The following is a 24,562-nucleotide window of genomic DNA, read 5'->3' on the forward strand; positions in this document are numbered from 1 at the left end:
CGGCATTGCCCGCAGCCAGCTCGCTCAGGGTGCGCCGGCCAGCAGGGGAGATGATGCAGCGCAAACCGCTCAGACCACCACCTGCGCCGCAATGCGCGGCAGCGCACTGGCTGGCGCCGGACGCCCGAACAGGTAGCCCTGGTAGTGCAGGCAGCCCACGCTGGCCAGCATATCGCGCTGCTCGGGGGTTTCCACCCCCTCAGCGATCACGCCCAGGTCCAGGCTGTGCGCCAGGTTGACGATGGTGCGGGCAATGGCAGCGTCATTGGGGTCGGTGAGCAGGTCGCGCACAAAACTCTGGTCAATCTTGAGCTGGTCCAGCGGCAGCCGCTTGAGGTAGCTCAGCGATGAGTAGCCCGTGCCGAAGTCGTCGAGCGAAAAGCGCACGCCCAGGGCGCGCAGCGTGGTCATGCGGCGGATGATGTCCTCCACGTCGTCGAGCAGCAGCGACTCGGTGAGTTCCAGCTTCAGGCGCAGCGGGTTGGCGCCGGTGCTCTTGAGCACCTCCACCACCTCTTCCACGAAGTGCGGGTGGCGGAACTGCAATGCGCTCACGTTCACCGCCACCGTCCAGTGGGCGGTGGCCGCATCGCGCCCCCACTCCACCAGCTGCAGGCAGGCGGCCCGCAGGATCCACGCGCCCAGCGGCACGATCAGGCCGCAGGCCTCGGCCACCGGCACGAACTCGGCCGGCGACACCAGCCCGCGTTCCGGGTGCTCCCAGCGCAGCAGCGCCTCGGCGCCCACCATGCCGTGGTCCCGGCTGATCTGGGGCTGGTAGTGCAGCAGGAACTGGCCCTCGCGCAAGGCCTCGCGCAGGCCGGCCTCCAGCGCGGTGCGCGCCGTGACGGCGGCCTGCGTGCGCGGGTCGAAAAAGCGCAGCGTGTTGCGCCCCGCGCCCTTGGCCTGGTACATGGCCATGTCGCCGCGCTTGAGCAATTCGTCCACCGTGGTGTGCGGGTCGGCATACAGGGTGACGCCGATGCTGCAGGAGCTGTGGTGCGCATGGCCACCCAGCTGGTAGCTCTGCCCCAGGGCCTGCAGCACCTTGCGGCCCACGATCTCGGCCTGCGATGCGGCCTCGTGTGGCAGCGCGCTCAGGCCCTCCAGCAGCAGCACGAACTCGTCGCCACCCAGGCGTGCCACCGTGTCGCCGTTGCGCACGCAGCCCCCCAGGCGCGCGGCAACCTGGCGCAGCAGCTCATCGCCGATCTCGTGGCCCTGGGTGTCGTTGAGGTCCTTGAAGTTGTCCATGTCCACGAACAGCAGCGCGCCGCCCGTGCCCGTGCGGGCGCTGGCGGCCAGGCTGTGCTGCAGCCGGTCGGCCATGAGCCGGCGGTTGGGCAGGCCCGTGAGCGGGTCGTAGAAGGCCAGCAGGCGGATCTCCTCCTCGGCCGCCTTGCGGCTGGAGATGTCGGTCTGCGTACCCACATAGTGGGTGATGGCGCCCTGCGCCGAGCGCACGGCGGTGATGGTGATCCAGGCCGGGTACACCTCGCCATCCTTGCGCCGGTTCCAGACCTCTCCCTGCCAGGAGCCCACCGACTGCAGGGTCTCGTGCATGGTCCGGTAGAAGGTCTGGTCGTGCCGGCCGGACTGCAGCAACGCCGGGGTCTTGCCCACGAGCTCCTCCACCGTGTAGCCGGAAAGCCGCGCATACGAGGTGTTGGCCTGGAGGATGCGCTGATCAGGCCCGGTGACCACCATGCCCTCAAACGACTCGAAGACGATGGCCGCAATCTGCAGCGACTCCTCGACCCCTCGGTGGTCGGTGATGTCGGTGGAAATGCCGCACAGCGCATGGATGCTGCCGTCGGTGTGGCGCAGCGGAATCTTCACCGACAGGTAGGTGCGCACCGAACCATCGTGGAAGGTGTTGGTTTCCTCCACCTCGATGCGCTCGCCACGCTCCAGCACCAGCCGGTCGTTGGCCGTCAGCTGGTGCACCGTAGCCGCGTCGAAGATCGCGCTGTCATCGCCGCCGATCAGGCCATCGGCGGCATCGGGCCGCAGCGCCAGCATGTGCTGGTTGGCATACAGGTAGCGGTGCTGTATGTCCTTGATGTAGATGAAGGCCTCCACACTGTCCAGGATGGTGCCGAACTTGTGCTCGCTGGCAGGCCAACGCCGGGATTGCCCGCGCACCCTGCGGCGCCACACAAAAACAGCCAGGGCCGCGAGCGCCCCCGCCAACAGCAGTGCCGCCAAGGCCCACAGGACGGGACGCCCGACGGCGCTGGCGGGCGGCGCCCCGACCCAGCGGCGCATCACCTGCGCATACGATGCGTCGGACCCGTCGCGCCATTGCGCCGCCCGCTTGTCGATGGCGGCCAGCAGCTCGGGGTTGCGGTCCTTGCCGGCGGCGACGTACAGCCCCCCTGGCTGGAGCACGATGCCCGCGTCCACCAGCCCCTGGCCCTTCGCATGGGCCTGGCCGAACAGGTGGTTGGAGATGGCCGCCTCGGCATTCTTGCCGCCCACGGCACTGAAGGCCTGCTCGGGTGAGTCCACCTCCACCACCATGACCTGCAGCCCGTAGCGGCGCGTCATGGCCAGGAAATGGTCGCGCTGCAGCGTGCCGCGCTGCACGGCCACGCGCTTACCGTCAAGATCCACCACCGAGCGGATCGGCAAGGACGGCAGCCGGTACACCGCGGACCAGGTGTCCACCAGGGGCAGCGCCGTGAAATCGAACTGCGCCACGCGCGCCTGCGCACGCGGCGCATCGGGCACCAGGTCCAGGCGGCCGTTTTGCAGATCGTCCAGGCAGGCGCGCAGTTCACAGGGCACATAGCGCAGGGTCCAGCGCTCGCGCTCGGCGACCAGGTTGAGCAGGTCCACGAAGATCCCCGCCGGCCGGCCATGCTGGTTCATGAACACGGTGGGCTCGTTGGCATACACCCCCACCCGCACCTCCCGCACCGGTGCAGCCGTGCTGGCGCATACCGGCAGCAGCGCCCACAAGGCACCCACCAGCCAGCCAGCCCAACGGCCCTGCCACCGCAATGTGCGCGAACTCACGATCGGGAATCCCCACAGTGGCTGAAAGCAGTATGTTAACCAAAGGTTGCTAAAACATCCAAAAGTAACAAAAGCCGGGCCACGGCGCCTGGAACCCGGGACCGATCTTTTTGCCCGGCTTTCCAGGCCTTGCGGTAGCATGCGTCAAACCCCTCGGAGACAGCCATGCCCCACGAACGCCGCCACTACGTCCGTGTCCATTTCGATGCCCCTGCGCTGCTGACCCTGGCAAGCAACGCATTCAGCGTGCATGTGCAGGACCTGTCGCTCAAGGGGGCCTTGATTTCATTGCCCGCGCAGGCGGACGTGCGCGCCGGGATGCTGTGCCAGCTCACCATCCCGCTGCACGACACGGGCAACCACATCGGCATGTCCTGCGAAGTGGCGCACCTGGAGGGGCTGCATACCGGCCTGCTGTGCCGCTCCATCGACCTCGATAGCGTGACCCACCTGCGGCGCCTGATCGAGCTGCAACTGGGCGACCCCGCCTTGCTGGAGCGTGATCTTGCCGAGTTGACCCACAGCGCCGCCCAATAGCAGGGCGCGCGCCCTCCAGGGAAGGGGCGCGGGCTGCCCCGGAGCGCCGTCTTCTGTCAGGCCGGCTCGGCTTCCTGCAATGCGCGCCACATGACCTTGCCGCTGCCGCTCTTGGGCAGGGCATTCACGAACTGCACGATGCGCGGCGCCTTGTACACGGCCATGTTCTCGCGGCACCAGTCGATGACCTGCTGCTCGGTCGTGTCCTGGTGCGAGGGGCGCAGCACCACCACGGCCTTGACGGTCTCGCCGCGGTAGCTGTCGCGGGCCGAGATGATGCAGGCCTCCTGGATCGCAGGGTGGCGGAACATCAGCGCCTCGACCTCGGCTGGCCAGACCTTGAAGCCGCTGGCATTGATCATGCGCTTCAGGCGGTCGGTCAGGAAGAAGTAGCCGTCTTCGTCCATGCGCCCCAGGTCGCCCGAACGGAAGAAACGCTTGCCCTCGAACTCGATGAAGGCGCTGGCCGTGGCGTCGGGCCTCTTCCAGTAGCCCTCGAACACCTCGGGGCCGTGCATGATGATCTCGCCCTGCTCGCCCACGGGCACTTCCTGCAGGGTGTCAGGGTCCACCACGCGGGCATCGGTGCCCACGAAGGGGATGCCCAGGCATTGCTGCTTGGGGTGGTCCGGCGGATTCGAGTGCGAGGGCGCAGCCGTCTCGGTGAGGCCATAGCCTTCCGAATAGCGCAGCCCGTACTGTTCCAGCAGGCGCTGGGCCACGGCCTGCGGCATGGCCGCCCCGCCACCGCCGATGTAGACCAGGCTCGAGAGGTCATAGCTTGCGAAGTTCGGGCTGTTCATCAGGTCGATGACCATGGTCGGGATGTTGGTCCAGTTGGACACCTTGTAGCGCGAGATCAGGCGCCCGGCCAGATCGCGGTCCCAGCGCGGCATGATCACCAGCGTGGCGCCGGTGTAGATGGCCGCATGCATCACGCTCACCATGCCCGTGATGTGGAACATGGGCACCACCGCCAGCGTGACGTTGTCGACCGAGCCCGTGCCCCACAGCGCGCTGGCCACGGCGTTGTGCATGATGCTCCTGTGCAGGTGCATGCAGCCCTTGGGCAGGCCCGTGGTGCCGCTGGTGTAGGGCAGCAGTGCCAGGTCGGTGGGGCCCACCACCAGCGCGGGCGGCGCTTCGTTGCAGGCCAGCGCTTCGGTGAAGGCGTGCACCGTACCGCCCTCCAGCGCGGGCAAGGGGTGCTGCGTGCACAGCCAGTCCTTCCACGCTTCGGGCGGGGCATCGGGCCCGGCCACCTCGGCGTCGAAGACATCGGTGAATTGCGTCACCACCAGGTGCGCCAGGCGCTCGCCCGGGGCCAGGGCATTGCTGGCCTTGGCCAGCTCGGGCGCCAGGTCGGCCGTGGTGAAGGCCACCTTGGTATCGGGGTCGGTGATGTAGTGCTTGAGCTCCTCGGCCCGGTTCATCGGGTTCACCGGCACCACCACGGCATTGGCGCGCAGGATGGCGAAGTGCGCCATCACCAGCTGCGGGCAGTTCTGCATGCACAGCACCACCCGGTCGCCGCGCTGCACGCCCAGCTGTGCGAGCCGTGCGGCCAGCCGCTCGGCGCCTTCCGCCAGGGCCTGGTAACTCACGGAGCTGCCAAAGAACACCAGCGCCGCCTTGTCCGGGTAGCGCCGCGCGTTGATGGCCAGGTTGTCCCACAGCGAGGTGGCTGGCAGGGTGATCGAATGGGGCAGCCGGCGGGGCCAGAAAGCGTAGTGGGGGCGTGTGGACATGGAGGGTGCCAGGGGATGGAGGAGTTCTTCAGCCCCGCAGCCTAGATGCGCCACCGCCGCGTTGCATTGGGGATGCCACTTAGGTCGGGTCGCGCAGGTGACGGCGCCGTGGGTGGTCCATGCGCCGGGGCCGGCAGCACCTCCATCGCCCGAACAGATATGGTGACATTGTGTTTTTCGTCACAGCGCAGCGGTCACCGCGGTGATAAATTCTGTTTGTGCTTGCAAAGGCATGGGATATACCCTGGCATCTGCAACCGCGGCCCGAGGGCAGCTCCGCTGGGGCGGGAACGTCTTCGGCGCGGCATTGTCCAAGGGCACAGGGCAGCCAGTTGCCACCATCCAACCGCCGAGAAATTCGACACCACCATGGCCACCGTTTCCGATCTCCAAAACATCCGCTTCTCGGGCAACTACAAGGCCGATTCCCTGCTGGAGAACCCAGCCCCGTGGAACTTCTTTCCCGATGGCCGCAAGGTGCTGTACTACACCTTCGACGTGAGCATGGGCAGCGTGGCCGATCAGGATTCGAGTACCACCCTGGTCTCGTTCAACGCCTCGCAGATACAGGCGACGCGCCAGATCATGGCCTATGCCAGCCAGGTCACGGGCATCACGTTCACCGAAGTGGGCAGTTCGTCCCAGGCAGACCTGCATTTCGCGGCAACCAACCTGCAGGGCCGCACGACAGCGGGGCTGAACTCCTCGTTCTACAACTACGGCTACACGGGAGCCACGCAGACGCTGACGTCGCTCAACGCCGAATCGGTGGTCTACCTGGACAACGTGGAGTTCGCCAGCGTCAACAACACGCTCACGGCCGGCGGTCTCGGCTACGAGGTGCTGCTGCACGAGGTGGGCCATGCCCTGGGTCTGGCGCATCCCTTCGACTCCCCACGCCCTCTGCCCTCGGCCGAGGACAATACCAACAACACGGTGATGTCCTATACCGATGCGGGCCCGTACAAGAGCACGTTCCAGGCCTATGACCTGCTGGCGCTGGACTGGATCTATGGCCGTGACGGACTGGGTGGCACCTACGGGTTCAACTCGACCAGTGGCCCGACGCTGACTTTCCCCACGACGCCCACCACCCCGACCACGCCAACGACACCCACCACCCCGACGACTCCCACAACACCCGCCGGCACAGCCGGCGCGGACACCTTCATCAGCACCGGCGCGAACGATACCTTCAATGGCCTGGGTGGCCTGGACACCCTGGTCGTGCGCGGCAACCGTGGCGACTACGCGCTGCAACCCAAGGGCGATGGCGGCTGGACGCTGGGCGACGGCGTCCCCAGCCGCGACGGGGTGGACACCCTGCTGCAGATGGAGCGGATCAAGTTCACGGACGGCTTCGTGGCGCTGGACCTGGACGGCGCTGCGGGCACGGCCGCAAAGTTGGTTGGTGCGCTCGTCGGCCCTGCCGGACTGAACAACCGCAGCGTGGTGGGCATCGTGCTCAAGGCGGTGGACGCCGGCTCGACCCCCTTGCAGGTTGCACAGTTCGGCCTCAATGCGCTGCTGGGTGCCTCGGCCACGCCGGAGCAGGTGGTAAGCCTGCTCTACGCCAACCTGGTCGGTTCCGCGGCGGATGCCGCCACCGTCCAGTCGCTGGCAGCCGTCATCAAGTCGGGCGCCTACACCAACGCATCGTTTGCTGTGGCTGTGGCCAACCTGGACCTGAATGCGGCGCACATCAACCTGGTCGGCCTGAGCAGCCAGGGGTTGGAATACCTCTGAAGCGGGCCAGCCCGTCCCAATCAGGGCCGGGCAGCGACAGGCGAATCGCCCCTCATCGGCACTGCGCCAGGCGCGACAACGACGACAGGTAGTCCAGGCGCTGCAGCGGAGGTCGGGCCTGCGCGTCGTAGACGTAGACGCTGGGCTGGTCGAACCGAAGCACGTCGGTGGGGTTGTCGACGTCGGCGCCGACACAGATCGCCCCCTTGGCATAGCAGCGCAGGTGGTAGGGCGATACGGTGGAGGTCATGGTCGGGGTGGTCAGCAACTGGGGCCAGGTTTGTTCCGCCCAGTCGAGCACGCAGTCCAGCGGCTCGGAGACGCCCGTGCCACCCAGTGCCCGGGAAACATAGGCCGCCTGGGGCTTGAAAACGTTCAGCTGGGATCCGCGCATGCCCGGGCCCGACGGCGAAAAGCGCACCAGGGCCGAGCACACGCCCCCTGGCTGCAGCAAGGTGTTGCTGCAGCCATCCGATTCCGCGGGAATGGTGAAATCGGTGGAAATGACCACTCCGCACCCGATCCCGGTGCAGATCGGCGACACGGCGGCAATGGACGAGATCACCGAACCCAATTGCACCGCAGACGGGCCGCGATTGACCACCTTCAGGGTCTGCGTGGCCGATGAGTGCACCGCCACCTTGCCAAACTGGAAGTCCCCTGCAGGTTCAATGATCTCCACCTGGGCATGGGCGGACGACAGGCACGCCAGGGAGAGCACGCCCAGGGCTGCCAGGGATTGGCGGAAAAACAGGATCAAAGTCACACAAGCTCCTTGTGCGTGGCAATCGATGGCAGCGCCCACCATGAAAATGGGCCCGAAGATCCACGGCTAACCAAGTTACCCGCGAACCCGGTACCACGCCCCACCCAGGAGGGATGGGGTGTTGCAGGCAGCCCGCATGCCGCGTTGACCAGGTGCGGCGCGGGTTCTAGATTCGCGGCCTTCCGTTACTGTTTTCAAACCGCCATGCCCTCCCCTCCCCGCCCCGACCGCCACGCCCTCGCGCGCCTGCACCGCATGGCCAGCCTGGAGACGGGTGGCGTGCAGCTCATCGAGCCCCTGCTGCAGGAACTGCGCCGGGTGGTGGGCTTCGACTTCGGCTGCATGCTGTACCCCGGCAGCGATGGCGAGCTGATGAGCTATGCGCAAGAGCCCATGCAGTCGGTGGCGCAGGATTACTTCGATGCGCGCATCCTGCGCAGCGAGCGCCAGGTGCTGGTGCGCAGTCCCCGCGATTTCGGCGAGACCGTGCGCTACGAGCACGGCCCCCGGTTGATGCGCGAGCAGATGGTGGTGTCGATGGCCGAAATGCAGCGCAGCGACTACTACGACGCGGTGATGCGGGCCACAGGCGCCAAGGACTACATGAGCCTGGCCTTGCGCACCGCGCAGGGTGTGGGCCTGGGTGTGATCCATCTGTTCCGCGATGCGGCGGTGCCAGGCTTCACCCCGCAGGACGCAGCCCTGCTGGGCCGGCTGGAGGCCCACCTGGCACGTGCGCTGCAACAGGGCGAGCGCGATGCGCAGGGCAGCGAGGTGCATGGCCAGGGGGTGCTGGTCGCCACGCCCCAGGGGCGGCTGATGTGGATCTCGTCCGAGGCCGAGGCGCTGATGCCTCTGGCCTTCGGCTGGCGCTGGCGTCGCGGCGCCCAGTTGCCACCCGCGCTGCAGGAACTGCTGCGGCGGCTCAACGCGCAGCAGCCCGGCGAGATGGCCCTGCCCGCGATGGAACTGTTCACGGCGCAGGGCTGGTTCTCGCTGCGCGCCACGCACCTGACCCCGGCGCAGCAGGAGCGGCAGGACCGCCAGGCCGTGGCCCTGCACATCACGCGGCGCGTGGCGCGCGGGGTACGGCTGCTGTCGGCGCTGCAGACGCTGGGCCTGCCACAGCGCCAGCACGAGCTGGCCTGGTGGCTGGCGCGGGGCCTGCCCGAATCGCAGATCGCCCAGCGCATGGGCATCAGCCTCAACACGGCCGTGTACCACCGCCGGCAGCTCTACAACCGGCTGGGCGTCATGGGGCGCGATGAGCTGTTGGCCCAGATTGGGGGAAAACCGTGAATTAATTCACGGATGCCCGGTAAATGGGCCACGCCACAAAAAAGCCCCCGGAGCCACGAAGCACCGGGGGCTTTTTGCCCTGGCGAAGTGCAGGGCAATGGTGTCAGGGCACCTGCACGGTCACTGCCGCCGAGCGCGGCCCTTCGTTGCCCGCCGCATCCAGCATGGCCACCTGGTAGCTGTGGTTGCCGCTGGGCGCCGAGGCATCGGTGTAGGTCACACCGCTGGTCACGGTGGCAATGGCCGTCCCGTTGCGGTACACCCGGTAGCCCGAGGCACTGGCCGCGATGAAGGACTGCTTGATGGCCTGCATCGGCGGGTTGGTGCCGCCCTGCTGGGGCAGGTAGCCGTAGTTGATGGTCCACACCAGCGTGCCGCCCAGGCCCTGCTCGTGCACCCATTTGCCCTTTTCGGCGATGGAGCGCTCGTCCTCATAGCTCAGGTAGGTGACGGGCGCATCGCTGGCACGCCACCAGGGCTGGCTGTAGCTGATGTAGCTTTGCTTGGCCACGTCGTCCCAGTGGTAAACAGCGCCGGGCTGGCCGAAGGCGTTGTCTTCCCGCAGGCGCCGGTAGTTGTTCACGCCGTCGCCGCCGTTGGAACCGCTGGTCGCGGCCTGGCGCGGGCCGGTGACGGGGTTGTTGTAGAACAGGCCGTACAGACCCACGCCGATGCCCAGCTTGGCACGGGGCACGCCCGCGTTCAGGTAGGCCTGCACGGTGGAGGCGATGGAGGTGGGGTGGCTCGGGGCCTCGCCGAACAGGGGTGAGTGGTGCCACGACAGCCAGCCGCCGCCCCAGTCGCCTGCCATGCTGTAGGTCATGAGGTTGAAGCGGTCCACTGCGTGGGCCACCTCCACGTGCCAGGGCAGGATCTCCTGGAAGTTGGTGTTGACCCAGAAGCCGGGCCAGCTGATCTCGAAAGGGCTGGCCTGGTAGCGCGGGCGCTGCTGGGCGGCGGTGCGCAGTTCGCGCAGCAGCGCCAGCGCCTGGGCGCGGCCTTGCGCGGTGTCCAGGTTTTCCTCCCAGTCGATGTCGGCGCCGTCGTAGCCCTTGTGCTCGGCCTTGTCGAGGATGTTCTTGATGAAGACCGCGCGGATCTGCGGGTTGGCCGTGGCGGCCATGAAACCGGGGCCGTCGAATTCACCGCCGACCATCATGATGGCCTTGGTGCCTGCAGCATGGGCCTTGGCGATCAGGGCGTCCTCCGCCTGCGTGTGCGCGGTGCCTGCGCCTTCCATCAGCTCGCCCGCGCGCCCGCCGGGCAGGGAGCCCAGGCCCGGCGCATAGCGGCCGAAAATGAAGTGCGTCATGGTGCTCATGTCCACGGCCTCGGGTGGAAAGTCCTCCCAGAACCAGCCGGTGTAGTAGCCGCTGACCCATTTGCCACTCTTCGTCACGGGGTTCCAGTCCAGCCGCACGCCCTGCGGCGTGGCGCGGGCCGTGAGGCCGCCCACCGGCGGGCGCGGGTTGGCGGCGCCCACCGCGACCTGTGCCGTGGCGGTGACGCTTTGCCCCGCGCTGTTGGCGCAGCTGAGCGTGTAGGAGGTGCTGGCCTGGGGCTGCACCAGCGCACTGCCTTCTACAGCGCGCGTGCCGCTCCATCCACCCGATGCGGTGCAGCTGGCGGCATGGCTCGCCCGCCATGCGAGCCGGGAACTGTCGCCCGGGGCGATGCGGGTGGGGGTGGCAGCGAAGCTGTCGATGCTGGGCAGTTGCTGTGGCGGGGCATTGCGCACCGTCACCGCGGTCGAGGCGCTCGCGGTGGCGCCCGCCGCATTGCGGCAACTCAGGTGGTAGGTCGTGGAGGCGCCGGGGCTGACGCTGGCGCTGCCACTGGCAGGCCGCTCACCGCTCCATCCACCCGATGCCGTGCAGCCCGTGGCGTTGTCCACGTTCCAGGCCAGCGTGCTGCTGCCGCCCAGGTCGATGGCGCCCGGCTGCGCCACGAAAGACAGGATGTTCGGCGGCACCGGCGGTGCCGGATGCGTGTTCTCCATGACCAGTTGCGCCAGGCCTTCGCCGCCCGCCTCGAAATACTCCATGCGCACCGTGTGCGGGCCTGCCGCCAGGGGCACCGTGGCGCTGTCCATGGTGATGCCATGCCGGGTCCAGTTGTCGATCACACGCTGGCCATCGACCAGCACGCGCACGCCATCGTCGGTGAAGGTGATGAACCGGGTCGCGCCTGCGGGGAACGAAAGCGTCGCGGTCCAGCGCGCCGAGAACCCGTCCACCGGCAGGCGGGCCGGGTCGGGGCTGCCGTTCGGGCCCGTCCAGTAGTGGTCGATGGGGCCGGCTTCACAGCGCTGCAGCGCGGGGGCACCGGACAGGTGGATGTTGGGAAAGTACTCGGCCAGCCACTGGCCGGGCGCGCACTGCGGCTGCGCCATGGCCTGGCTGGCGCCAAACAGCAAGAACGAAGCGGCCAGCCAGCGTCGCAAGCCGGTTCTCAGGGCGCGGCCACAGGCCGCAGCAGCAAGGGTGGGCATGGGAAAACTCCTTGGTGGATTGGGGGAAAAAGAAATGGGCAGACACCCGGACCGGCAGCCCAGCGAAAGCAGCCGGCGGGCAAGGCTTGCGCGGTGCTGGTTGAGCCAGGTGTTCATCGGGGCGCAGGCTACAGGCCCGCAGCCGCGCGCACCCCACCCTCGGCGGATAGGGTGTTGCGCCGGTGTGTTGACCCTGCGCGGCCCGGCCCCTAGATTCGGGGTCTTGTTCCCGTCACCGCTTCACCGGACCGCAGCCGCCATGCCCTCGCCCCGCTCCACCCAGCAAGCCCTTGCGCGCTTGCAGCACATGACCCGCATGGAAGCGGGCGGGCCGCCCATGGTCGTCCCCCTGCTGGAGACGCTGCACGGTGTTCTCGGCTTCGACTCCAGTGCGTATGTGTACCCTGCGGATGGAGGCGAGCTGGCGGTGCACATGGAGGTGCCGGCCGCTCAGTCGGTGGTGGCCGACTACTTTGATGCGCGCATTCTGCGCAGCGAGCGCCAGGTGCTGGTGCGCAGCTCGCGTGACTTTGGCGAAGCGGTGCGGCACGAACGAGGGCCTCAACTGCTCGAACAGCTCGTGCGCGTACCGATGCCGGAGTTGCAGCGCAGCGACTTCTACAACGTGGTGATGCGGCCCATGGGGACGGTGGACTGCATGAGCCTGGTACTGCGCACACCCGACGGCAAAGGGATAGGCACGCTCAAGTTCTACCGCGAAGCGGCATCGCCGGCCTTCGGGCCCGGCGATGCTGCGGTGCTGGCGCGGCTGGAGCCCTGTCTGGCGCACATCCTGCAAACCAGCAAGATGGGTGCCGGAGCCGGCGAGGCACACAGCCAGGGCATGCTCATCACCACGCCCCAGGGGCGGGTGCTGTGGCTGTCGCCCGAAGCCGAGGCCCTCCTGCCCCTGGCCTTCGGCTGGCGCTGGCGGCGCGGCGCAGGGCTGCCCCAGGAACTGCACGAACTGCTGCAGCGCATGCAAGCGCAACACCTCCCGGGACTGCCCACCAGGGAGCTGCGCACGGTGCACGGCCATTTTTCGGTGCGTGCGACACCCATGAAGGCCGCCACGGGCATGGGCCAGGCGGTGGGGATCCACATCACGCAGAGCATGCCGCGGGAGGCACGCCTGCAGGCCGTGCTGCAGACCCAGGGGCTGTCGCAGCGCCAGCAGGAGCTCGCGTACTGGCTGGCGCTTGGGCTGCCGGAGTCCCAGGTGGCGGTGCGCATGGACATCAGCGCCAACACCGTGGTGTACCACCGCCGCCAGCTCTACAACAGCCTGGGCGTGCAGGACCGAGGGGAATTGCTGGCGTGGCTGTCGGCCCGCCAAGGCGGCTGAGCCACCCCGCCGAGGGCACAAAGCAAAAAGCGCCACAGCCTTGAGAGCTGCAGCGCCTTGCATATCTTGGTGGGACGTGCGGGGGTCGAACCCACGACAAACGGATTAAAAGTCCGCTGCTCTACCAACTGAGCTAACGTCCCAACATTGCAACGCCTGTGGTCCATTTCTGAACCGCAGATGCTGCAAAGCCTAAGATTATAGCTTGATTTTTGGCGATTTTTGCGTACCGGCTGCCAGGCGGTCGATCACCCAGCCCGCAGCGCACTGGCCGAAGGTGGCCGTGACGGCCACCACCGAGCCGTAGCCATGGCAGTTGAGCGAGCCATCGCCGCCGGCTTCGATCGCGCACGAGGCATCGGGCTGGGCCACGGCTTCGCGGCTGCAGACGCAAGCGATGCCGATCTTGCGGCCCTCGCGCGGGGCGCCATGGTGCTTGCGCAACTGGTAACGCAGCTGCGCGAGCAAGGGGTCGTGCGTGGTGGCGGACAAATCGTCGATGTCCACCTTGTGCGCCTGGCGCTTGCCGCCGGCCGCGCCCACACTGATGAAGGCATGGCCGCCGGTGGCGCGGGCCCACACTGCCATGGCGGTCTTGGCCTTGATCTGGTCGCAGGCGTCGATCACCGCATCCACCGGGTCACTGCCAAGCAGCTGGGGCCAGTTGCCCGGCTCCACGAATTCGTCGATGCAGCGCACGTCGCACTCGGGATTGATCAGCGCGATGCGGTCGCGCATGGCTTCGATCTTGGCCTGCCCCACCGTGGTGGACAGGGCGTGGATCTGGCGGTTGATATTGGACTCGGACACATGGTCCAGGTCCACCAGCGTGAGGCGCGACACACCACTGCGGGCCAGCGCCTCGGCAGACCAGGAGCCCACGCCGCCGATGCCCACGACCACCACATGCGAGGCACGGATGCGCCTGGCACCTTCCACGCCATACAGGCGCTCGAGCCCGCCGAAGCGCCGCTGCGTGACCTCATCGGTCACGTCATCGGCAAAGGGAACCATGGGCATGGGAGCGGTTTCGCTGCCGACCAGAAGCTCCTTGACCTCGGGGGTTGGGGCTGCCGTGGTCACTTCATCCGTGCCAGGCGTTCCTTGGCGGCCATGGCCGCCTCGGACTGGGGATAGGCCCGGGCCAGGTCTTCCAGCGTCTTGCGCGCGGCCTTGGCGTCCTTCAATTCCACTTGGCAATTGGCGATCGACAGGGCGGCTTCCGGTGCACGCGCATGCGTGGGCGCCTCGGCCAGCAGGGCCTTGAAGTTGTTGATCGCTTCCTTGTAGTCGCGGGCCGCATACTGGCCGTTGCCCAGCCAGAAGCGGGCCGAAGGCACGTAGCCGCTGCGCGGGTACTGGCGGATCAGGTTGCCAAAGGCCTGGTTGGCCTCGGGGAACTTGCCAGCGCGAAAGATGGCCAGCGCGGCTTCGAAGTCCTTCTTCTCGGCCGCATCGGCCTGGAACTCCAGCCCATCCACTGTGACCTTGACCGGCTCGAACTGGCGCAGGCGCTCGTCCACGCCCTGGGCGATGTCCTTCTGCCGGCGCTGCAGCTCACCCACCTCGCGCGTCAGTTGCTCATTCTGGCCCTGCAGGCGGGCGTTCTCGCTGCGCAGCGTCTCGATCTGGGTCTGCAGCTCCAGCAAGGCCCGGCGCAACTGGGCGCTGTCCTCATTGGCCCGGCGCAGTTCGTCGGCCGTGCGCTGTTGGGACTGCTGCAGCGCATCGACGCGCTGGCGCACTTCCAGGATGGCGCGGCGCGCCTCGCCATCCTCGAAAATGGCCGCGTGCGCGCCGGGCAGGGCCACGCAGGCCAGCACCAGGCCTGCAGCCATGGACCGCAGGGATGGGGATGAAAGGGGAAATCTGGGCATCAACGGTACGACAGCTCGGCGCGGCGGTTCTGCGCGTGCGCGTCTTCGGTGTTACCAGGAGCGGCAGGCTTTTCCTTGCCGAAGCTCACGGCCTCGACCTGGGAATCCGGCACGCCCAGCAGGGCCAGCGAACGGCGCACGGCTTCGGCGCGCTTTTGGCCCAGGGCCAGGTTGTACTCGCGGCCACCGCGGTCATCGGTGTGGCCTTCGATCATGACCTTGCGGCCGCTGTTCTGCTTGATGAAGCGCGAATGGGCGTCCAGCAGCGACTGGAACTCGGGCTTGATGACGTAGCTGTCGTAGTCGAAGTAGACGATGCGTGCCACGCCCACAGGGCCCTGGGCATTGCCGGCGCTGCCAGTCAGGTCCACGGGTGCCACGGAGGTGGTACCAGCACCACCGGTATTGGCACCACCAGGGTTGGTGCCCATGGTCGAGCTCGCGCCCTTGTCTTCCACTGGCACATCGTCGAGCTTGACACCGGAGCTGCAACCTGCAACGAGGGCGGTGACGGCGAAGGCAAGGGTAAGGCGCTTGAGTTTGATGTTCATCCAAAATTCTCCTGGAAACTAGATTGCGAAAAGTGTTGAAAAGTTCATTGCTTCTGGAACGGGCCCCAATCGGGCTCGCGGATGTCTCCAGGCTGGCCGGCCAGGCGCGCCTTGATCTTTCCGTCCAACGTGGTGGTCATGAGCGCCTCGCGGCCCTGCTGCTGCGTGGCATAGACGATGAGGCGGCTGTTGGGTGCAAAGCTGGGGTTTTCGTCGGCCGAGGTGTCGGTGATGGCGTTGACGGTGCCTGAGGCCAAGTCCATCACATGCAGTTTGAAGGCGCCGCCCACGCGGGAAATGTAGGCCAACCACTTGCCATCGGGGCTGATGCTCGGCGAGATGTTGTAGGACCCCGTGAAGGTGACGCGCTCGGCACTGCCGCCGCCCGCGGGCACGCGGTAGACCTGCGGCGCACCGCCGCGGTCGCTCACGAAGTAGATGCTGCGGCCATCGGCAGAGAACATCGGTTCGGTGTCGATGCCGGTGCTTTGCATCAAGCGCCGGGGTTCGCCGCCGTTCGCGTCGATCAGGTACAGCTGCGAGCCACCATCGCGGCTCAGCGTCACGGCCAGGTTGCGGCCATCCGGCGACCAGGCCGGCGCACTGTTGGAGCCGCGGAAATTAGCCACCAGCCGGCGCCTGCCCGAAGCGACCTCGTGCACGTAGACCACGGGCTTGCGCGACTCGAACGACACGTAGGCGATCTGCCCGCCATTGGGCGACCAGGCGGGCGAAATGATGGGCTCGGGGCTGGTCAGCGCCGATTGCGCGTTCTCGCCATCGGCATCGGCCACCCACAGGCTGTAGCGGCCACCCGTCTTGGTGACGTAGACGATGCGTGTGGAGAAGATACCGCGCTCGCCGGTGAGCTTTTCGTAGACGAAGTCGGCAATGCGGTGGGCCACCAGGCGCAGGTCGGCCTGCGACTGCACGAAGCTCTGTGCGCCAATATCCTGGCCCTTGACCACGTCCCACAGGCGAAAGCGCACGTCGTAGCGGCCGTCGGGGGTGCGCGTCACGCTGCCGGTCAACAGCGAATCGGCCGTCTTCTGGCGCCACAGTGCCAGGTCGGGGCGCGAGTTTTCGTCCAGCACCGCCCCTGCGGTATCCACCGCGCGGAACTGGCCGCTGCGCTCCAGATCGGCCTGCACGATGGCGCCAATCTTCTGCGGCGCCTGCGCTTCGCCACGGAAAGGGGCGATGGCAATCGGCAGCTGGGTCAGGCCCACGCCCGTGACCTCCACGCGGAACTGCGCGAGGGTGGGCAAGGAGGCGGTGGATGCAAGGGCGGCCGCCAGGACCTGGCGGCGCATGGGATGCGGCAAGGCCGCTTTGAGGGATGTGTTGGTGTTGTGATCTGTGGTCATTAGCAGCCGCAGTAGCCGAACAAATGCCGGTTGGCAGCGCCAATGTTACACACTGGGGAAGACCCGCTGTGACAAACTGTGCAAGGCCTTGTGGTCAATCGCTGCAGCGCAGCATGGACGCAAGCTCAGCACTGGCGCGGTGCGCCGATGCCTGGCACCTTAGAATCCGGGGCACATGCAAGCCATTGACCCTAGCGCCACGGGCCCCGCAACGCCGCCCGCCCCCCCTGCCCCCACCCTCACCGCGCGCCTGGCGCGGCTTTCCGTGTATTTTGGCAACCAGCGGCTGGCCTGGGGCCTGGCCATCGCGGCCACGCTGGTGGGCGCCGCCACCGAACCCCTGATCCCCGCGCTGCTGCAACCCCTGCTGGACCGCGGCTTCACCCAGGGCACCTTGCCGCTGTGGGCGGTGCCCCTGGCCATCATGGGGGTGTTCCTGGTGCGCGGCCTGGCGCAGTTCGTGGGGCAGTACGCGCTGGCGCGCATCGCCAACGAAGGCATGCTGCTGCTGCGCCGTGCGCTGTTCGACCGTGTGCTGGCCGCCGAGATGGGGCTGTTCTCGCGCCAATCGGCCAGCGCCCTGTCCAACACCGTGGTGTACGAGGTGCAGACCGGCGCCACCTTGCTGGTGCAGGCCCTGCTCGGCCTGTCGCGCGACGGCTTCACGCTGCTCGCCCTGCTGGGCTACCTGCTGTACCTGAACTGGCAGCTCACGCTCATCGTGGCGGTGGTGGTGCCTGGCGTCGCGTGGATCATGAAGACCCTTTCACGCCGCCTGTACACCCTGACCAAGAGCAGCCAGCAGGCCACCGATGAGCTCGCCTATGTGGTCGAAGAGAACGTACTGGCCCACCGCATGGTGCGCCTGCATGGCGCGCAGGAAGGGCAGTCCACACGCTTTGGCCGCCTGAGCCAGAGCCTGCGCGGCCTGGCCATCAAATCCACCATCGCCTCGGCCGCCATGACGCCGCTCACGCAGTTGCTGGCGGCCGCGGCACTGTCGGTGGTGATCTGCATCGCGCTGTGGCAAAGCCGTGGCACGCTCGATGCCAAGGACGTGACGGTGGGCGGTTTCGTCTCGTTCATCACCGCCATGCTGATGCTGATCGCCCCCATCCGCCGCCTGGCCGACGTGGCCAACCCCATCACGCGCGGCGTGGCGGCGCTGGAGCGCGGCCTGTCCCTGCTGGGCGATACGGGCGCCGAGCAAGGCGGCAGCTACCGCACAGACCGGGCCCAGGGTGCGCTGGAGCTGCGTGGCGTGTCCGTCTCCTTCGGCACCGACAATGCACCGGCGCTCGACGGCGTGAGCCTGACCGTGGCCCCCGGCGAGATCGTGGCGCTGGTGGGCCCCTCGGGCGCCGGCAAGACCACGCTGGTGAACCTGTTGCCGCGCTTCATCCCGACCTCGTCGGGGCAGGTGCTGCTGGATGGCCATGCCGTGCAGGACTGGGACCTTTCTGCCCTGCGCAGCCAGATCGCCATGGTCAGCCAGGACGTGGTGATGTTCAACGACACCATCGCCGCCAACGTGGCGCTGGGCCATGCGGTGGACGATACCAAGGTGCAGGCCTGTCTGGCTGCCGCCAACCTGGCGGACCATGTGGCATCGCTGGCCCAAGGCATCCACACGGTGGTGGGGCACAACGCCACGCAGCTCTCGGGCGGGCAGCGCCAGCGCCTGGCCATTGCGCGCGCTCTCTACAAGGATGCACCCATCCTGATCCTGGACGAAGCCACCTCGGCGCTGGACACGGAATCCGAGCGCCTGGTGCAGGATGCGCTGAACCGGCTGATGCAAGGCCGCACCACGCTGGTGATCGCCCACCGCCTGTCCACCATCGAACATGCCGACCGCGTGGTGGTAATGGAACAGGGCCGCATCGTGGAGCAAGGCACGCACGCCCAACTGATGGCCGCAGGCGGCTTGTACGCACGCCTGCAGAGCCGCCCCGCCACGGCGGCCAGGCCACCGGCGGCAAACGAAACCGCAGGCGTCTAGACGACGGGTATCACCACTTGCCCGCGTTGGGCTGGCGGCGGCGGATGGCGGTGGCGATCTTCTCGGCCGCCTCGGTGCGGCTCACGCGCATCGCAAAATCGACGGCGGTCAGGCCCAGCTGGTTCTTGAGCGTGGGGTCGGCCCCCTCGCTCAGCAGCAGTTGCACGGCATCGTTGGAGCCATACTGCGCGGCCATCATCAGCGGCGTGGTACCGTTGGGCGAGGTCGCATCGATGTAGGCATGGTTCTCCAGCAGCATGGCGATGATGCGCACATGCTCCTGTTTCACGCCCGAGGCCGCGTAGTGCAGGGGCGCCCAGCCTTCCTTGTTCACATCCGCATCGCGGGCGATCAGGGCCTTGGCGGCATCGACATTGCCCTTGAGGGCCGCCAGCATCAGCGGGCTTTCGTCATCGCGGTTGCGCACTTCCACCTTCAGGCGCCGGTTGGCCATGAGGGCGGCAAACACCTTGAGCGACTCACCCTGGATCGCCAGCGTCAGGCCCACCTGGCCCTTGGGGTCGCGGATATTGGGGTCAAAGCCGCGGCGCAGCAGTCCATTCACCTCGTCGGCGTCGTCACGCTCCACGGCCGAGAAGAAGTCCTCGTAGGACCCCGCCCATGCGCCCGTGGCGCCGGCCGCCAGGGCAAGGGCCCCCAACAGCGCCGTGCGGCGGCGCAGCGTGCTGTGCTTGCTCATGCTGTCACTCCCTTGAACAATGCTTCGAAATTGCGGCTGGTGGCCTCGGCCACCTCCTCCACGGCCATGCCGCGGGTCTGCGCCACCTGTTTGGCCACGTGGGGCACGTAGGCGGGGCTGTTGGTCTTGCCGCGGTAGGGCACGGGCGCCAGGTAGGGGCTGTCGGTCTCGATCAGCATGCGGTCCAGCGGCACGAAGGCCACCACGTCGCGCAGCTCCTGCGCCGTCTTGAAGGTGATGATGCCCGAGAAGGAGATGTAGTAGCCCAGGTCCAGCGCGGCCCGCGCCACCTGCATGGATTCGGTGAAGCAGTGGAACACGCCGCCGGCCAGGTTGCCAGCACCGTCCTCGCCCTCCTCCTTGAGGATGGCCAGCGTATCGTCCGATGCACTGCGGGTATGGATCACCAGCGGCTTGGCGCAGGCGCGCGCGGCGCGGATATGGGTGCGAAAGCGCTCGCGCTGCCATTCCAGGTCCGCAATGCTGCGCCCGCCCTTGCGGTCTTCCATGCCGTAGTAGTCCAGGCCCGTCTCGCCGATGGCCACCACGCGCGGCAGGGCCGCACGGTCCAGCAGGTCCTGCACCGAGGGCTCGGTCACCCCCTCGTTGTCGGGGTGCACGCCCACGGTGCTCCAGAAGTTGCCATGCGCCAGTGCCAGCGCATGCACGTCGCCGAACTCCTCCATGGTGGTGCAGATGCACAGGGCCCGGTCCACCGAGGCCTCGGCCATGGCCTGGCGGATGGCCGGAAGCTGGTCCACCAGTCCAGGGTAGGTGAGGTGGCAATGCGAATCAACGAACATGTGGTTTCAAAATGGAAAAAGCCGACCAGCCTGCGCGGGTCGGCATATGGCGCAAACAGGGTCTTAGATAGTCTGTGTCGGACGGTCCGAACTCAGTGAAGTTCCCAGCAGTTCCTCGATCTTGAGCTTGAGCTGGCGCGACTTCTCGTCCTTGGGGAACTGGATGCCCACGCCCTGGGTGCGGTTGCCTGCGGCACGCGCCGGCGTGACCCAGGCCACACGGCCGGCCACCGGGTAACGCTGGGTATCGTCGGGCAGAGTCAGCAGCACGTACACATCGTCGCCGAGCTTGTAGTCCCGCTGGGTGGGCACAAAGATGCCCCCTTCGACGAAAAAGGGAATATAGGCCGCATACAAGGCCGCCTTTTCCTTGATGGCCAGCTGCATGACGCTGGGGCGGGGTGCGGTGGATGGACTGCTCATGGTGGATGGGACGGCTTCAGTGCTTGGAGTGTAGGGTGTTTCGCGCCTGTGCGACAAGCGCCTCCAGCATCAGGCCCGCATTGAAGGGGTGATCGGCCGTGCGTGCCGCCTTGGCCAGGGCCTTGGACCAGCGTGTCAGCGGCCCGAGCGGCGGCGGCCTGGGCAGGTCGGCCGGGGCAAAGTAGCGCGGCGCGGCGCCCACGCTGGCGGCCAGCAGGTCGTGGCAGAGCTTTTGCAGTGCGTCGATCACCTGGGCGGGCGACCAGTCGCCCAGCGCCGTGGCATCGCCGCGCGCCACGGCCTGCGGCAACAGGGCCCAGGCCTGCGGGCTGCGGCCGGAGCGGGCCAGCGCCAGTGCATCGTCTGGCCTGCCGCCCGAAGCGCGCAGAAAGGCCGGCGCTGCATCGGCCGCGATGCCCTGGCCCTTGAGCCAGGCCAGCATCTCGGCCCCGGCCGGCCACACCATGGTGTGGCCCAGGCAGCGGCTGCGGATGGTGGGCAGCAACTGGTGCGCGGCCTCGCTGGCCAGCACGAAGCGCACATCGCCCGGTGGCTCCTCCAGCGTCTTGAGCAGGGCGTTGGCCGTGATGTGGTTCATCTGCTCGGCCGGGTACACCAGCACCGCCTTGCCGCGTCCCCGGGCGGAGGTGCGCTGCGAGAATTCCACCGCATCGCGCATGGCCTCCACACGGATTTCCTTGCTGGCCTTGCGCTTCTTGTCGTCGATGTCGGCCTGTGCCTTCTCGGACAGCGGCCAGCCCAGGGCCATCATCTGCACTTCGGGCATCAATACGCACAGGTCGGCATGGGTGCGCACCTCGATGGCGTGGCAGCTGCCGCACTGGCCGCAGGCGCCGTCGGCGGTAGGCCGGTCGCACAGCCAGGCCCGCACCATCTCCAGGCCCAGTGCGTACTGGCCCAGGCCGGAGGGGCCCTGCAGCAGCCAGGCATGGCCACGCTGGGCCAGAAGGGTGCTGCGCTGCGCGGCGATCCAGGGTGCCAGCGGGGGAGGTGTCGTGCCAGCCTCGCTCATGCCAGGTCCTTGGGCGTGGGCACCATGATGGACAGCCAGCCCTTGCGTACGAACACGCTGGTGAGCTGCTGCCACACGCGGTGGCGGTCCTGCGCGGCATCGAGCCGAGCAAAGCGTGCAGGCTCTACGGCGGCGCGGTCGGCATAGCCCTGTGCCACGCGCCGGAAGAACTCCACAGGCTGCGCCTCGAACCTGTCGGGCACGCGCGCGCCCGCCAGGCGCTCGGCCGCCACTTCAGGCGCCAGGTCGAACCACACGGTCAGGTCCGGGTTGCGCAGGGTGCCGGCACCGGCACCCGGCACCAGCCCGCCCTGGGCCATGCGCTCCAGGGTGGACAGGGTCATGAGATCGAAGCCCCGCCCTGCCCCCTGGTAGGCAAAGGTGGCGTCGGTGAAGCGATCGCACAGCACCACGTCGCCCCGGGCCAGGGCCGGCTCGATCACGTTGCACAGGTGGTCGCGGCGGGCGGCAAAGATCAGCAACGACTCGGTCAGCGGGTCCATGGCGTCGTTGAGCACCATCTGGCGCAGCTTTTCGGCCAGCGGCGTGCCGCCGGGCTCGCGGCTCACCGTCACAGTGCGGCCCTGCGCGCGGAACGCCGTGGCCAGCCCTTCGATGTGCGAGGACTTGCCGGCACCGTCGATGCCTTCAAAGGTGATGAAGAGGCCGGGTCGTGACATGAAAACCTTTTGGAGAAACCTGGTCCGGAGAGAAAGAGAGTATGCAGCCAGCCAGCTTATTGGGACTGCCCACGCTGGTAGCGGTTGACGGCCCGGTTGTGCTCGTCGAGCGAGGCGCTGAAGTGGCTGGTGCCGTCCCCCTTGGCCACGAAGTACAGGGCCTTGGTGCGCTCGGGCTGCACGGCGGCCAGCAGCGAGGCCTTGCCCGGCATGGCGATGGGCGTGGGCGGCAGGCCGGCACGGGTGTAGGTGTTCCAGGGCGTGTCGGCCAGCAGGTCGCGCCGGCGCAGGTTGCCATCGAACTTCTCGCCCAGGCCGTAGATCACCGTGGGATCGGTCTGCAGCAGCATGCCCACGCGCAGGCGGTTCACGAACACGCCGGCGATCTGGGCCCGGTCGCTGGCGCGGCCGGTTTCCTTTTCCACGATGCTGGCCAGGACCAGCGCCTCGTCGGCCGACTTGAGCGGGGTGTCGACCGAGCGCTGGCTCCAGGCGGCTTCGAGCTTGCGGTCCATGGCGTGCAGGGCACGGCGCAGCACCGCCAGGTCGCTCGATCCCTTGGCATAGGTGTAGGTGTCGGGGAAGAAGCGCCCCTCGGGCGCGACGCCGGGGCGGCCGAGCTGCGCCATCAGCGCCTCGTCGGTCAGGCCCCTGGAGTCGGGTTTGAGCTGGTCGTCACCGGCCAGCGCCTGGCGCACCTGGCGGAAGCTCCAGCCCTCCACCAGCGTCAGCGCGCGCAGGGCCTCCTCGCCCCGCACGAGCTTGGCCAGCAGGCCGCGCGGCGTGGTGCCGGGCGGGATCTCGTAGTTGCCGGCCTTGATCAGCCGGTCCTGCCCCGAAACACGGAACCAGGCATAGAGAAACTGCGGGTCGGTGAGCACGCCCGCGGCCACCACGTCACGGGCCACGCCACGCGGCGTGGTGCCGGGCTCGATGGCCAGCTCCAGCGGCTCATTGCCAACCATGGGCAGGGGCTGGTGCAGCCACCAGAAGCCGACGCCACCCGCAGCGATCAGCAGCACCACAACAAAAACCAGTAAGCGTCGCACAACCCTGCTGCCTGTAGATAAAGGGAGCGGGGATCATAATTCAGCCATGACCCAGCTTCTCCTGAATGGCATTGCCCCCCTGTCCCACCTTGGCGTGATCCGCGTGGAAGGCGAAGACGCCGCCAAGTTCCTCCATGGCCAGCTCACCCAGGACTATGCGCTGCTGGGACCAGACCAGGCGCGCCTGTCGGCTTTCCTCTCGGCCAAGGGCCGCATGCAGGCCAGTATGGTCGGCTTCAAGCGCAGCGCCACCGAAGTGCTGCTCGTGATCAGCCAGGACCTGCTGGCCACCACGCTCAAGCGCCTGTCCATGTTCGTGCTGCGCGCCAAGGCGAAATTGACCGATGCATCGGCCGACTTTGCCCTGTATGGCCTGGCGGGCGATACCGTGGCGTCCGTGGCTGGCGCCGCAGCGCCCGCCTGGACCAAGGCCGAGCTCGGCTCCGCCAGCGTGGTCCACCTCTACCCCGCGGCCGACCAGCCGCGCGCCCTGTGGGTGGCGCCCTCCTCGGAGCCCGCTCCCGCAGGCCCGGCGCTCGACCCCGCCCTGTGGCAGTGGAGCGAGGTGCAAAGCGGCGTGCCCACCTTGACCCAGCCGCTGTTCGAAGAATTCGTGCCGCAGATGCTCAATTACGAATCGGTCGGCGGCGTGAACTTCAAGAAGGGCTGCTACCCCGGCCAGGAGGTGGTGGCGCGCAGCCAGTTCCGCGGCACGCTCAAGCGGCGGGCCTACATCGCGCATGCCGACCGCGAGGTGGCTGTAGGGGCTGAGGTGTTTGCGGCTGGGGATCTGGAGCAGCCTTGCGGGATGGTGGTGCAGGTGGCTGCGGCGCCTGGGGGTGGTTTTGATCTGATTGTTTCGATGCAGATTTCTGCGGCTGAAGGCTTGCTGCAAGTGGGTGCTCCAGAGGGGGTGGCACTCACGCTGCAGCCGTTGCCTTATGCTTTGCTTGACGATATCTGATCCGTTTACGGGGCATGCCGCATGCCTCTTCCAAGGGCGGGAGCCGGGATGCGCGCCCGGCGGCGCACCTACCTTCTTTTGCTTCGCCAAGAGGGTGTAGAAAAAACAAAATACAATCCTGCAGCATTGATTCAACAGGAGCAATGCGATGGCAAGGACA

At 67.7% G+C, this 24,562-nt stretch carries 20 protein-coding genes and 1 tRNA gene; 6 read left to right on the plus strand and 15 right to left on the minus strand.

Features of this window, described 5'->3' with window-relative positions; genetic code table 11:
* Positions 1-69: 69 nt before the first annotated feature.
* Positions 70-3,021 carry an EAL domain-containing protein gene (locus tag AC07PF_RS22705; RefSeq protein ID WP_494613361.1) on the minus strand — a complete coding sequence of 984 codons (2,952 nt, stop codon included), beginning with the start codon at positions 3,019-3,021 and terminating at the stop codon, positions 70-72.
* A 165-nt stretch (positions 3,022-3,186) separates the two neighbouring features.
* Here AC07PF_RS22705 and AC07PF_RS22710 point away from each other — a divergent pair, with 165 nt between their 5' ends.
* Positions 3,187-3,558: a PilZ domain-containing protein gene (locus AC07PF_RS22710; protein WP_007850674.1), complete on the plus strand. Its 372-nt coding sequence runs from the start codon at positions 3,187-3,189 to the stop codon at positions 3,556-3,558.
* Positions 3,559-3,614: 56 nt separating this feature from the next.
* Here the strand turns inward: AC07PF_RS22710 and AC07PF_RS22715 are convergent, their stop codons facing one another.
* On the minus strand, positions 3,615-5,306 hold the full coding sequence (locus tag AC07PF_RS22715) for a long-chain fatty acid--CoA ligase (RefSeq protein ID WP_494613362.1): 1,692 nt from the start codon (positions 5,304-5,306) through the stop codon (positions 3,615-3,617).
* 369 nt (positions 5,307-5,675) lie between these two features.
* Here AC07PF_RS22715 and AC07PF_RS22720 point away from each other — a divergent pair, with 369 nt between their 5' ends.
* On the plus strand, positions 5,676-7,052 hold the full coding sequence (locus AC07PF_RS22720) for a matrixin family metalloprotease (RefSeq protein WP_494613363.1): 1,377 nt from the start codon (positions 5,676-5,678) through the stop codon (positions 7,050-7,052).
* Positions 7,053-7,104: 52 nt separating this feature from the next.
* On the opposite strand, the gene AC07PF_RS22725 is transcribed toward AC07PF_RS22720, so the two are convergent.
* Positions 7,105-7,818 carry a hypothetical protein gene (locus tag AC07PF_RS22725; RefSeq protein ID WP_494613364.1) on the minus strand — a complete coding sequence of 238 codons (714 nt, stop codon included), beginning with the start codon at positions 7,816-7,818 and terminating at the stop codon, positions 7,105-7,107.
* 204 nt (positions 7,819-8,022) lie between these two features.
* On the opposite strand from AC07PF_RS22725, the gene AC07PF_RS22730 reads away from it, so the two are divergent.
* Positions 8,023-9,117 carry a helix-turn-helix transcriptional regulator gene (locus tag AC07PF_RS22730; protein ID WP_494613365.1) on the plus strand — a complete coding sequence of 365 codons (1,095 nt, stop codon included), beginning with the start codon at positions 8,023-8,025 and terminating at the stop codon, positions 9,115-9,117.
* A 103-nt stretch (positions 9,118-9,220) separates the two neighbouring features.
* On the opposite strand, the gene AC07PF_RS22735 is transcribed toward AC07PF_RS22730, so the two are convergent.
* The gene (locus AC07PF_RS22735) at positions 9,221-11,608 is read right to left on the minus strand and encodes a glycosyl hydrolase family 18 protein (RefSeq protein ID WP_494613366.1); all 2,388 of its coding nucleotides are present in this window, start codon (positions 11,606-11,608) and stop codon (positions 9,221-9,223) included.
* Positions 11,609-11,867: 259 nt separating this feature from the next.
* Here AC07PF_RS22735 and AC07PF_RS22740 point away from each other — a divergent pair, with 259 nt between their 5' ends.
* Positions 11,868-12,953 carry a helix-turn-helix transcriptional regulator gene (locus AC07PF_RS22740; protein WP_494613367.1) on the plus strand — a complete coding sequence of 362 codons (1,086 nt, stop codon included), beginning with the start codon at positions 11,868-11,870 and terminating at the stop codon, positions 12,951-12,953.
* Between the two features lie 67 nt (positions 12,954-13,020).
* On the opposite strand, the gene AC07PF_RS22745 is transcribed toward AC07PF_RS22740, so the two are convergent.
* The 5 genes from AC07PF_RS22745 to tolB all read right to left on the minus strand — a co-directional run bounded on the left by AC07PF_RS22745 (position 13,021) and on the right by tolB (position 16,694).
* Positions 13,021-13,096, minus strand: a tRNA-Lys gene (locus tag AC07PF_RS22745).
* Positions 13,097-13,151: 55 nt separating this feature from the next.
* Complete coding sequence (locus tag AC07PF_RS22750; protein WP_494613368.1) at positions 13,152-13,973, minus strand: tRNA threonylcarbamoyladenosine dehydratase; 822 nt, start codon at positions 13,971-13,973, stop codon at positions 13,152-13,154.
* Between the two features lie 59 nt (positions 13,974-14,032).
* Positions 14,033-14,791 carry a tol-pal system protein YbgF gene (gene ybgF / locus AC07PF_RS22755; protein ID WP_145698381.1) on the minus strand — a complete coding sequence of 253 codons (759 nt, stop codon included), beginning with the start codon at positions 14,789-14,791 and terminating at the stop codon, positions 14,033-14,035.
* 38 nt (positions 14,792-14,829) lie between these two features.
* Positions 14,830-15,381, minus strand: a complete 552-nt coding sequence (gene pal / locus AC07PF_RS22760) for a peptidoglycan-associated lipoprotein Pal (protein ID WP_494613369.1) — start codon at positions 15,379-15,381, stop codon at positions 14,830-14,832.
* Positions 15,382-15,425: 44 nt separating this feature from the next.
* Positions 15,426-16,694, minus strand: a complete 1,269-nt coding sequence (gene tolB / locus AC07PF_RS22765) for a Tol-Pal system beta propeller repeat protein TolB (protein ID WP_494613370.1) — start codon at positions 16,692-16,694, stop codon at positions 15,426-15,428.
* A gap of 229 nt (positions 16,695-16,923) precedes the next feature.
* Here tolB and msbA point away from each other — a divergent pair, with 229 nt between their 5' ends.
* Positions 16,924-18,750 (plus strand): lipid A export permease/ATP-binding protein MsbA, encoded by a 1,827-nt coding sequence (msbA, locus tag AC07PF_RS22770; protein WP_494613371.1) that lies wholly within the window; start codon positions 16,924-16,926, stop codon positions 18,748-18,750.
* A gap of 10 nt (positions 18,751-18,760) precedes the next feature.
* On the opposite strand, the gene AC07PF_RS22775 is transcribed toward msbA, so the two are convergent.
* From AC07PF_RS22775 to mltG, 6 genes are all read right to left on the minus strand, one after another.
* On the minus strand, positions 18,761-19,450 hold the full coding sequence (locus AC07PF_RS22775) for an ankyrin repeat domain-containing protein (protein WP_007862094.1): 690 nt from the start codon (positions 19,448-19,450) through the stop codon (positions 18,761-18,763).
* Positions 19,447-20,253 carry a TatD family hydrolase gene (locus AC07PF_RS22780; RefSeq protein ID WP_007862096.1) on the minus strand — a complete coding sequence of 269 codons (807 nt, stop codon included), beginning with the start codon at positions 20,251-20,253 and terminating at the stop codon, positions 19,447-19,449. Before AC07PF_RS22780 ends, AC07PF_RS22775 begins: the two co-directional genes overlap by 4 nt.
* Positions 20,254-20,316: 63 nt before the next feature.
* Positions 20,317-20,676, minus strand: coding sequence for a PilZ domain-containing protein (locus AC07PF_RS22785; protein ID WP_007862098.1), 360 nt, complete (start codon positions 20,674-20,676; stop codon positions 20,317-20,319).
* A 16-nt stretch (positions 20,677-20,692) separates the two neighbouring features.
* Positions 20,693-21,709: a DNA polymerase III delta subunit-related protein gene (locus tag AC07PF_RS22790; RefSeq protein WP_494613372.1), complete on the minus strand. Its 1,017-nt coding sequence runs from the start codon at positions 21,707-21,709 to the stop codon at positions 20,693-20,695.
* Entirely contained in the window at positions 21,706-22,389 is a 684-nt protein-coding gene (tmk, locus tag AC07PF_RS22795; RefSeq protein WP_007862102.1) for a dTMP kinase, read from the minus strand. The genes AC07PF_RS22790 and tmk overlap by 4 nt, the downstream gene beginning before the upstream one ends.
* A gap of 56 nt (positions 22,390-22,445) precedes the next feature.
* A complete protein-coding gene (gene mltG / locus AC07PF_RS22800) occupies positions 22,446-23,438 on the minus strand; it encodes an endolytic transglycosylase MltG (RefSeq protein WP_494613373.1) in 993 nt (330 codons plus the stop codon).
* A 46-nt stretch (positions 23,439-23,484) separates the two neighbouring features.
* Between mltG and ygfZ the strand changes: the two genes are divergently transcribed.
* Positions 23,485-24,402, plus strand: a complete 918-nt coding sequence (gene ygfZ, locus AC07PF_RS22805) for a CAF17-like 4Fe-4S cluster assembly/insertion protein YgfZ (RefSeq protein WP_494613374.1) — start codon at positions 23,485-23,487, stop codon at positions 24,400-24,402.
* The last annotated feature ends 160 nt before the right edge of the window (positions 24,403-24,562 follow it).

It is taken from the genome of Acidovorax sp. GW821-FHT10A04 (genome assembly GCF_059415825.1).

What these genes read in the sequence shown, in the direction of transcription:
- AC07PF_RS22710 (WP_007850674.1), top strand. Translation starts at nt 3,187, where the DNA reads ATGCCCCACGAACGCCGCCACTACGTCCGTGTCCATTTCGATGCCCCT.
- AC07PF_RS22715 (WP_494613362.1), bottom strand. Translation starts at nt 5,306, where the DNA reads ATGTCCACACGCCCCCACTACGCTTTCTGGCCCCGCCGGCTGCCCCAT.
- AC07PF_RS22720 (WP_494613363.1), top strand. Translation starts at nt 5,676, where the DNA reads ATGGCCACCGTTTCCGATCTCCAAAACATCCGCTTCTCGGGCAACTAC.
- AC07PF_RS22730 (WP_494613365.1), top strand. Translation starts at nt 8,023, where the DNA reads ATGCCCTCCCCTCCCCGCCCCGACCGCCACGCCCTCGCGCGCCTGCAC.
- AC07PF_RS22735 (WP_494613366.1), bottom strand. Translation starts at nt 11,608, where the DNA reads ATGCCCACCCTTGCTGCTGCGGCCTGTGGCCGCGCCCTGAGAACCGGC.
- AC07PF_RS22740 (WP_494613367.1), top strand. Translation starts at nt 11,868, where the DNA reads ATGCCCTCGCCCCGCTCCACCCAGCAAGCCCTTGCGCGCTTGCAGCAC.
- AC07PF_RS22750 (WP_494613368.1), bottom strand. Translation starts at nt 13,973, where the DNA reads ATGCCCATGGTTCCCTTTGCCGATGACGTGACCGATGAGGTCACGCAG.
- ybgF (WP_145698381.1), bottom strand. Translation starts at nt 14,791, where the DNA reads ATGGCTGCAGGCCTGGTGCTGGCCTGCGTGGCCCTGCCCGGCGCGCAC.
- pal (WP_494613369.1), bottom strand. Translation starts at nt 15,381, where the DNA reads ATGAACATCAAACTCAAGCGCCTTACCCTTGCCTTCGCCGTCACCGCC.
- tolB (WP_494613370.1), bottom strand. Translation starts at nt 16,694, where the DNA reads ATGCGCCGCCAGGTCCTGGCGGCCGCCCTTGCATCCACCGCCTCCTTG.
- msbA (WP_494613371.1), top strand. Translation starts at nt 16,924, where the DNA reads ATGCAAGCCATTGACCCTAGCGCCACGGGCCCCGCAACGCCGCCCGCC.
- AC07PF_RS22775 (WP_007862094.1), bottom strand. Translation starts at nt 19,450, where the DNA reads ATGAGCAAGCACAGCACGCTGCGCCGCCGCACGGCGCTGTTGGGGGCC.
- AC07PF_RS22780 (WP_007862096.1), bottom strand. Translation starts at nt 20,253, where the DNA reads ATGTTCGTTGATTCGCATTGCCACCTCACCTACCCTGGACTGGTGGAC.
- AC07PF_RS22785 (WP_007862098.1), bottom strand. Translation starts at nt 20,676, where the DNA reads ATGAGCAGTCCATCCACCGCACCCCGCCCCAGCGTCATGCAGCTGGCC.
- AC07PF_RS22790 (WP_494613372.1), bottom strand. Translation starts at nt 21,709, where the DNA reads ATGAGCGAGGCTGGCACGACACCTCCCCCGCTGGCACCCTGGATCGCC.
- tmk (WP_007862102.1), bottom strand. Translation starts at nt 22,389, where the DNA reads ATGTCACGACCCGGCCTCTTCATCACCTTTGAAGGCATCGACGGTGCC.
- ygfZ (WP_494613374.1), top strand. Translation starts at nt 23,485, where the DNA reads ATGACCCAGCTTCTCCTGAATGGCATTGCCCCCCTGTCCCACCTTGGC.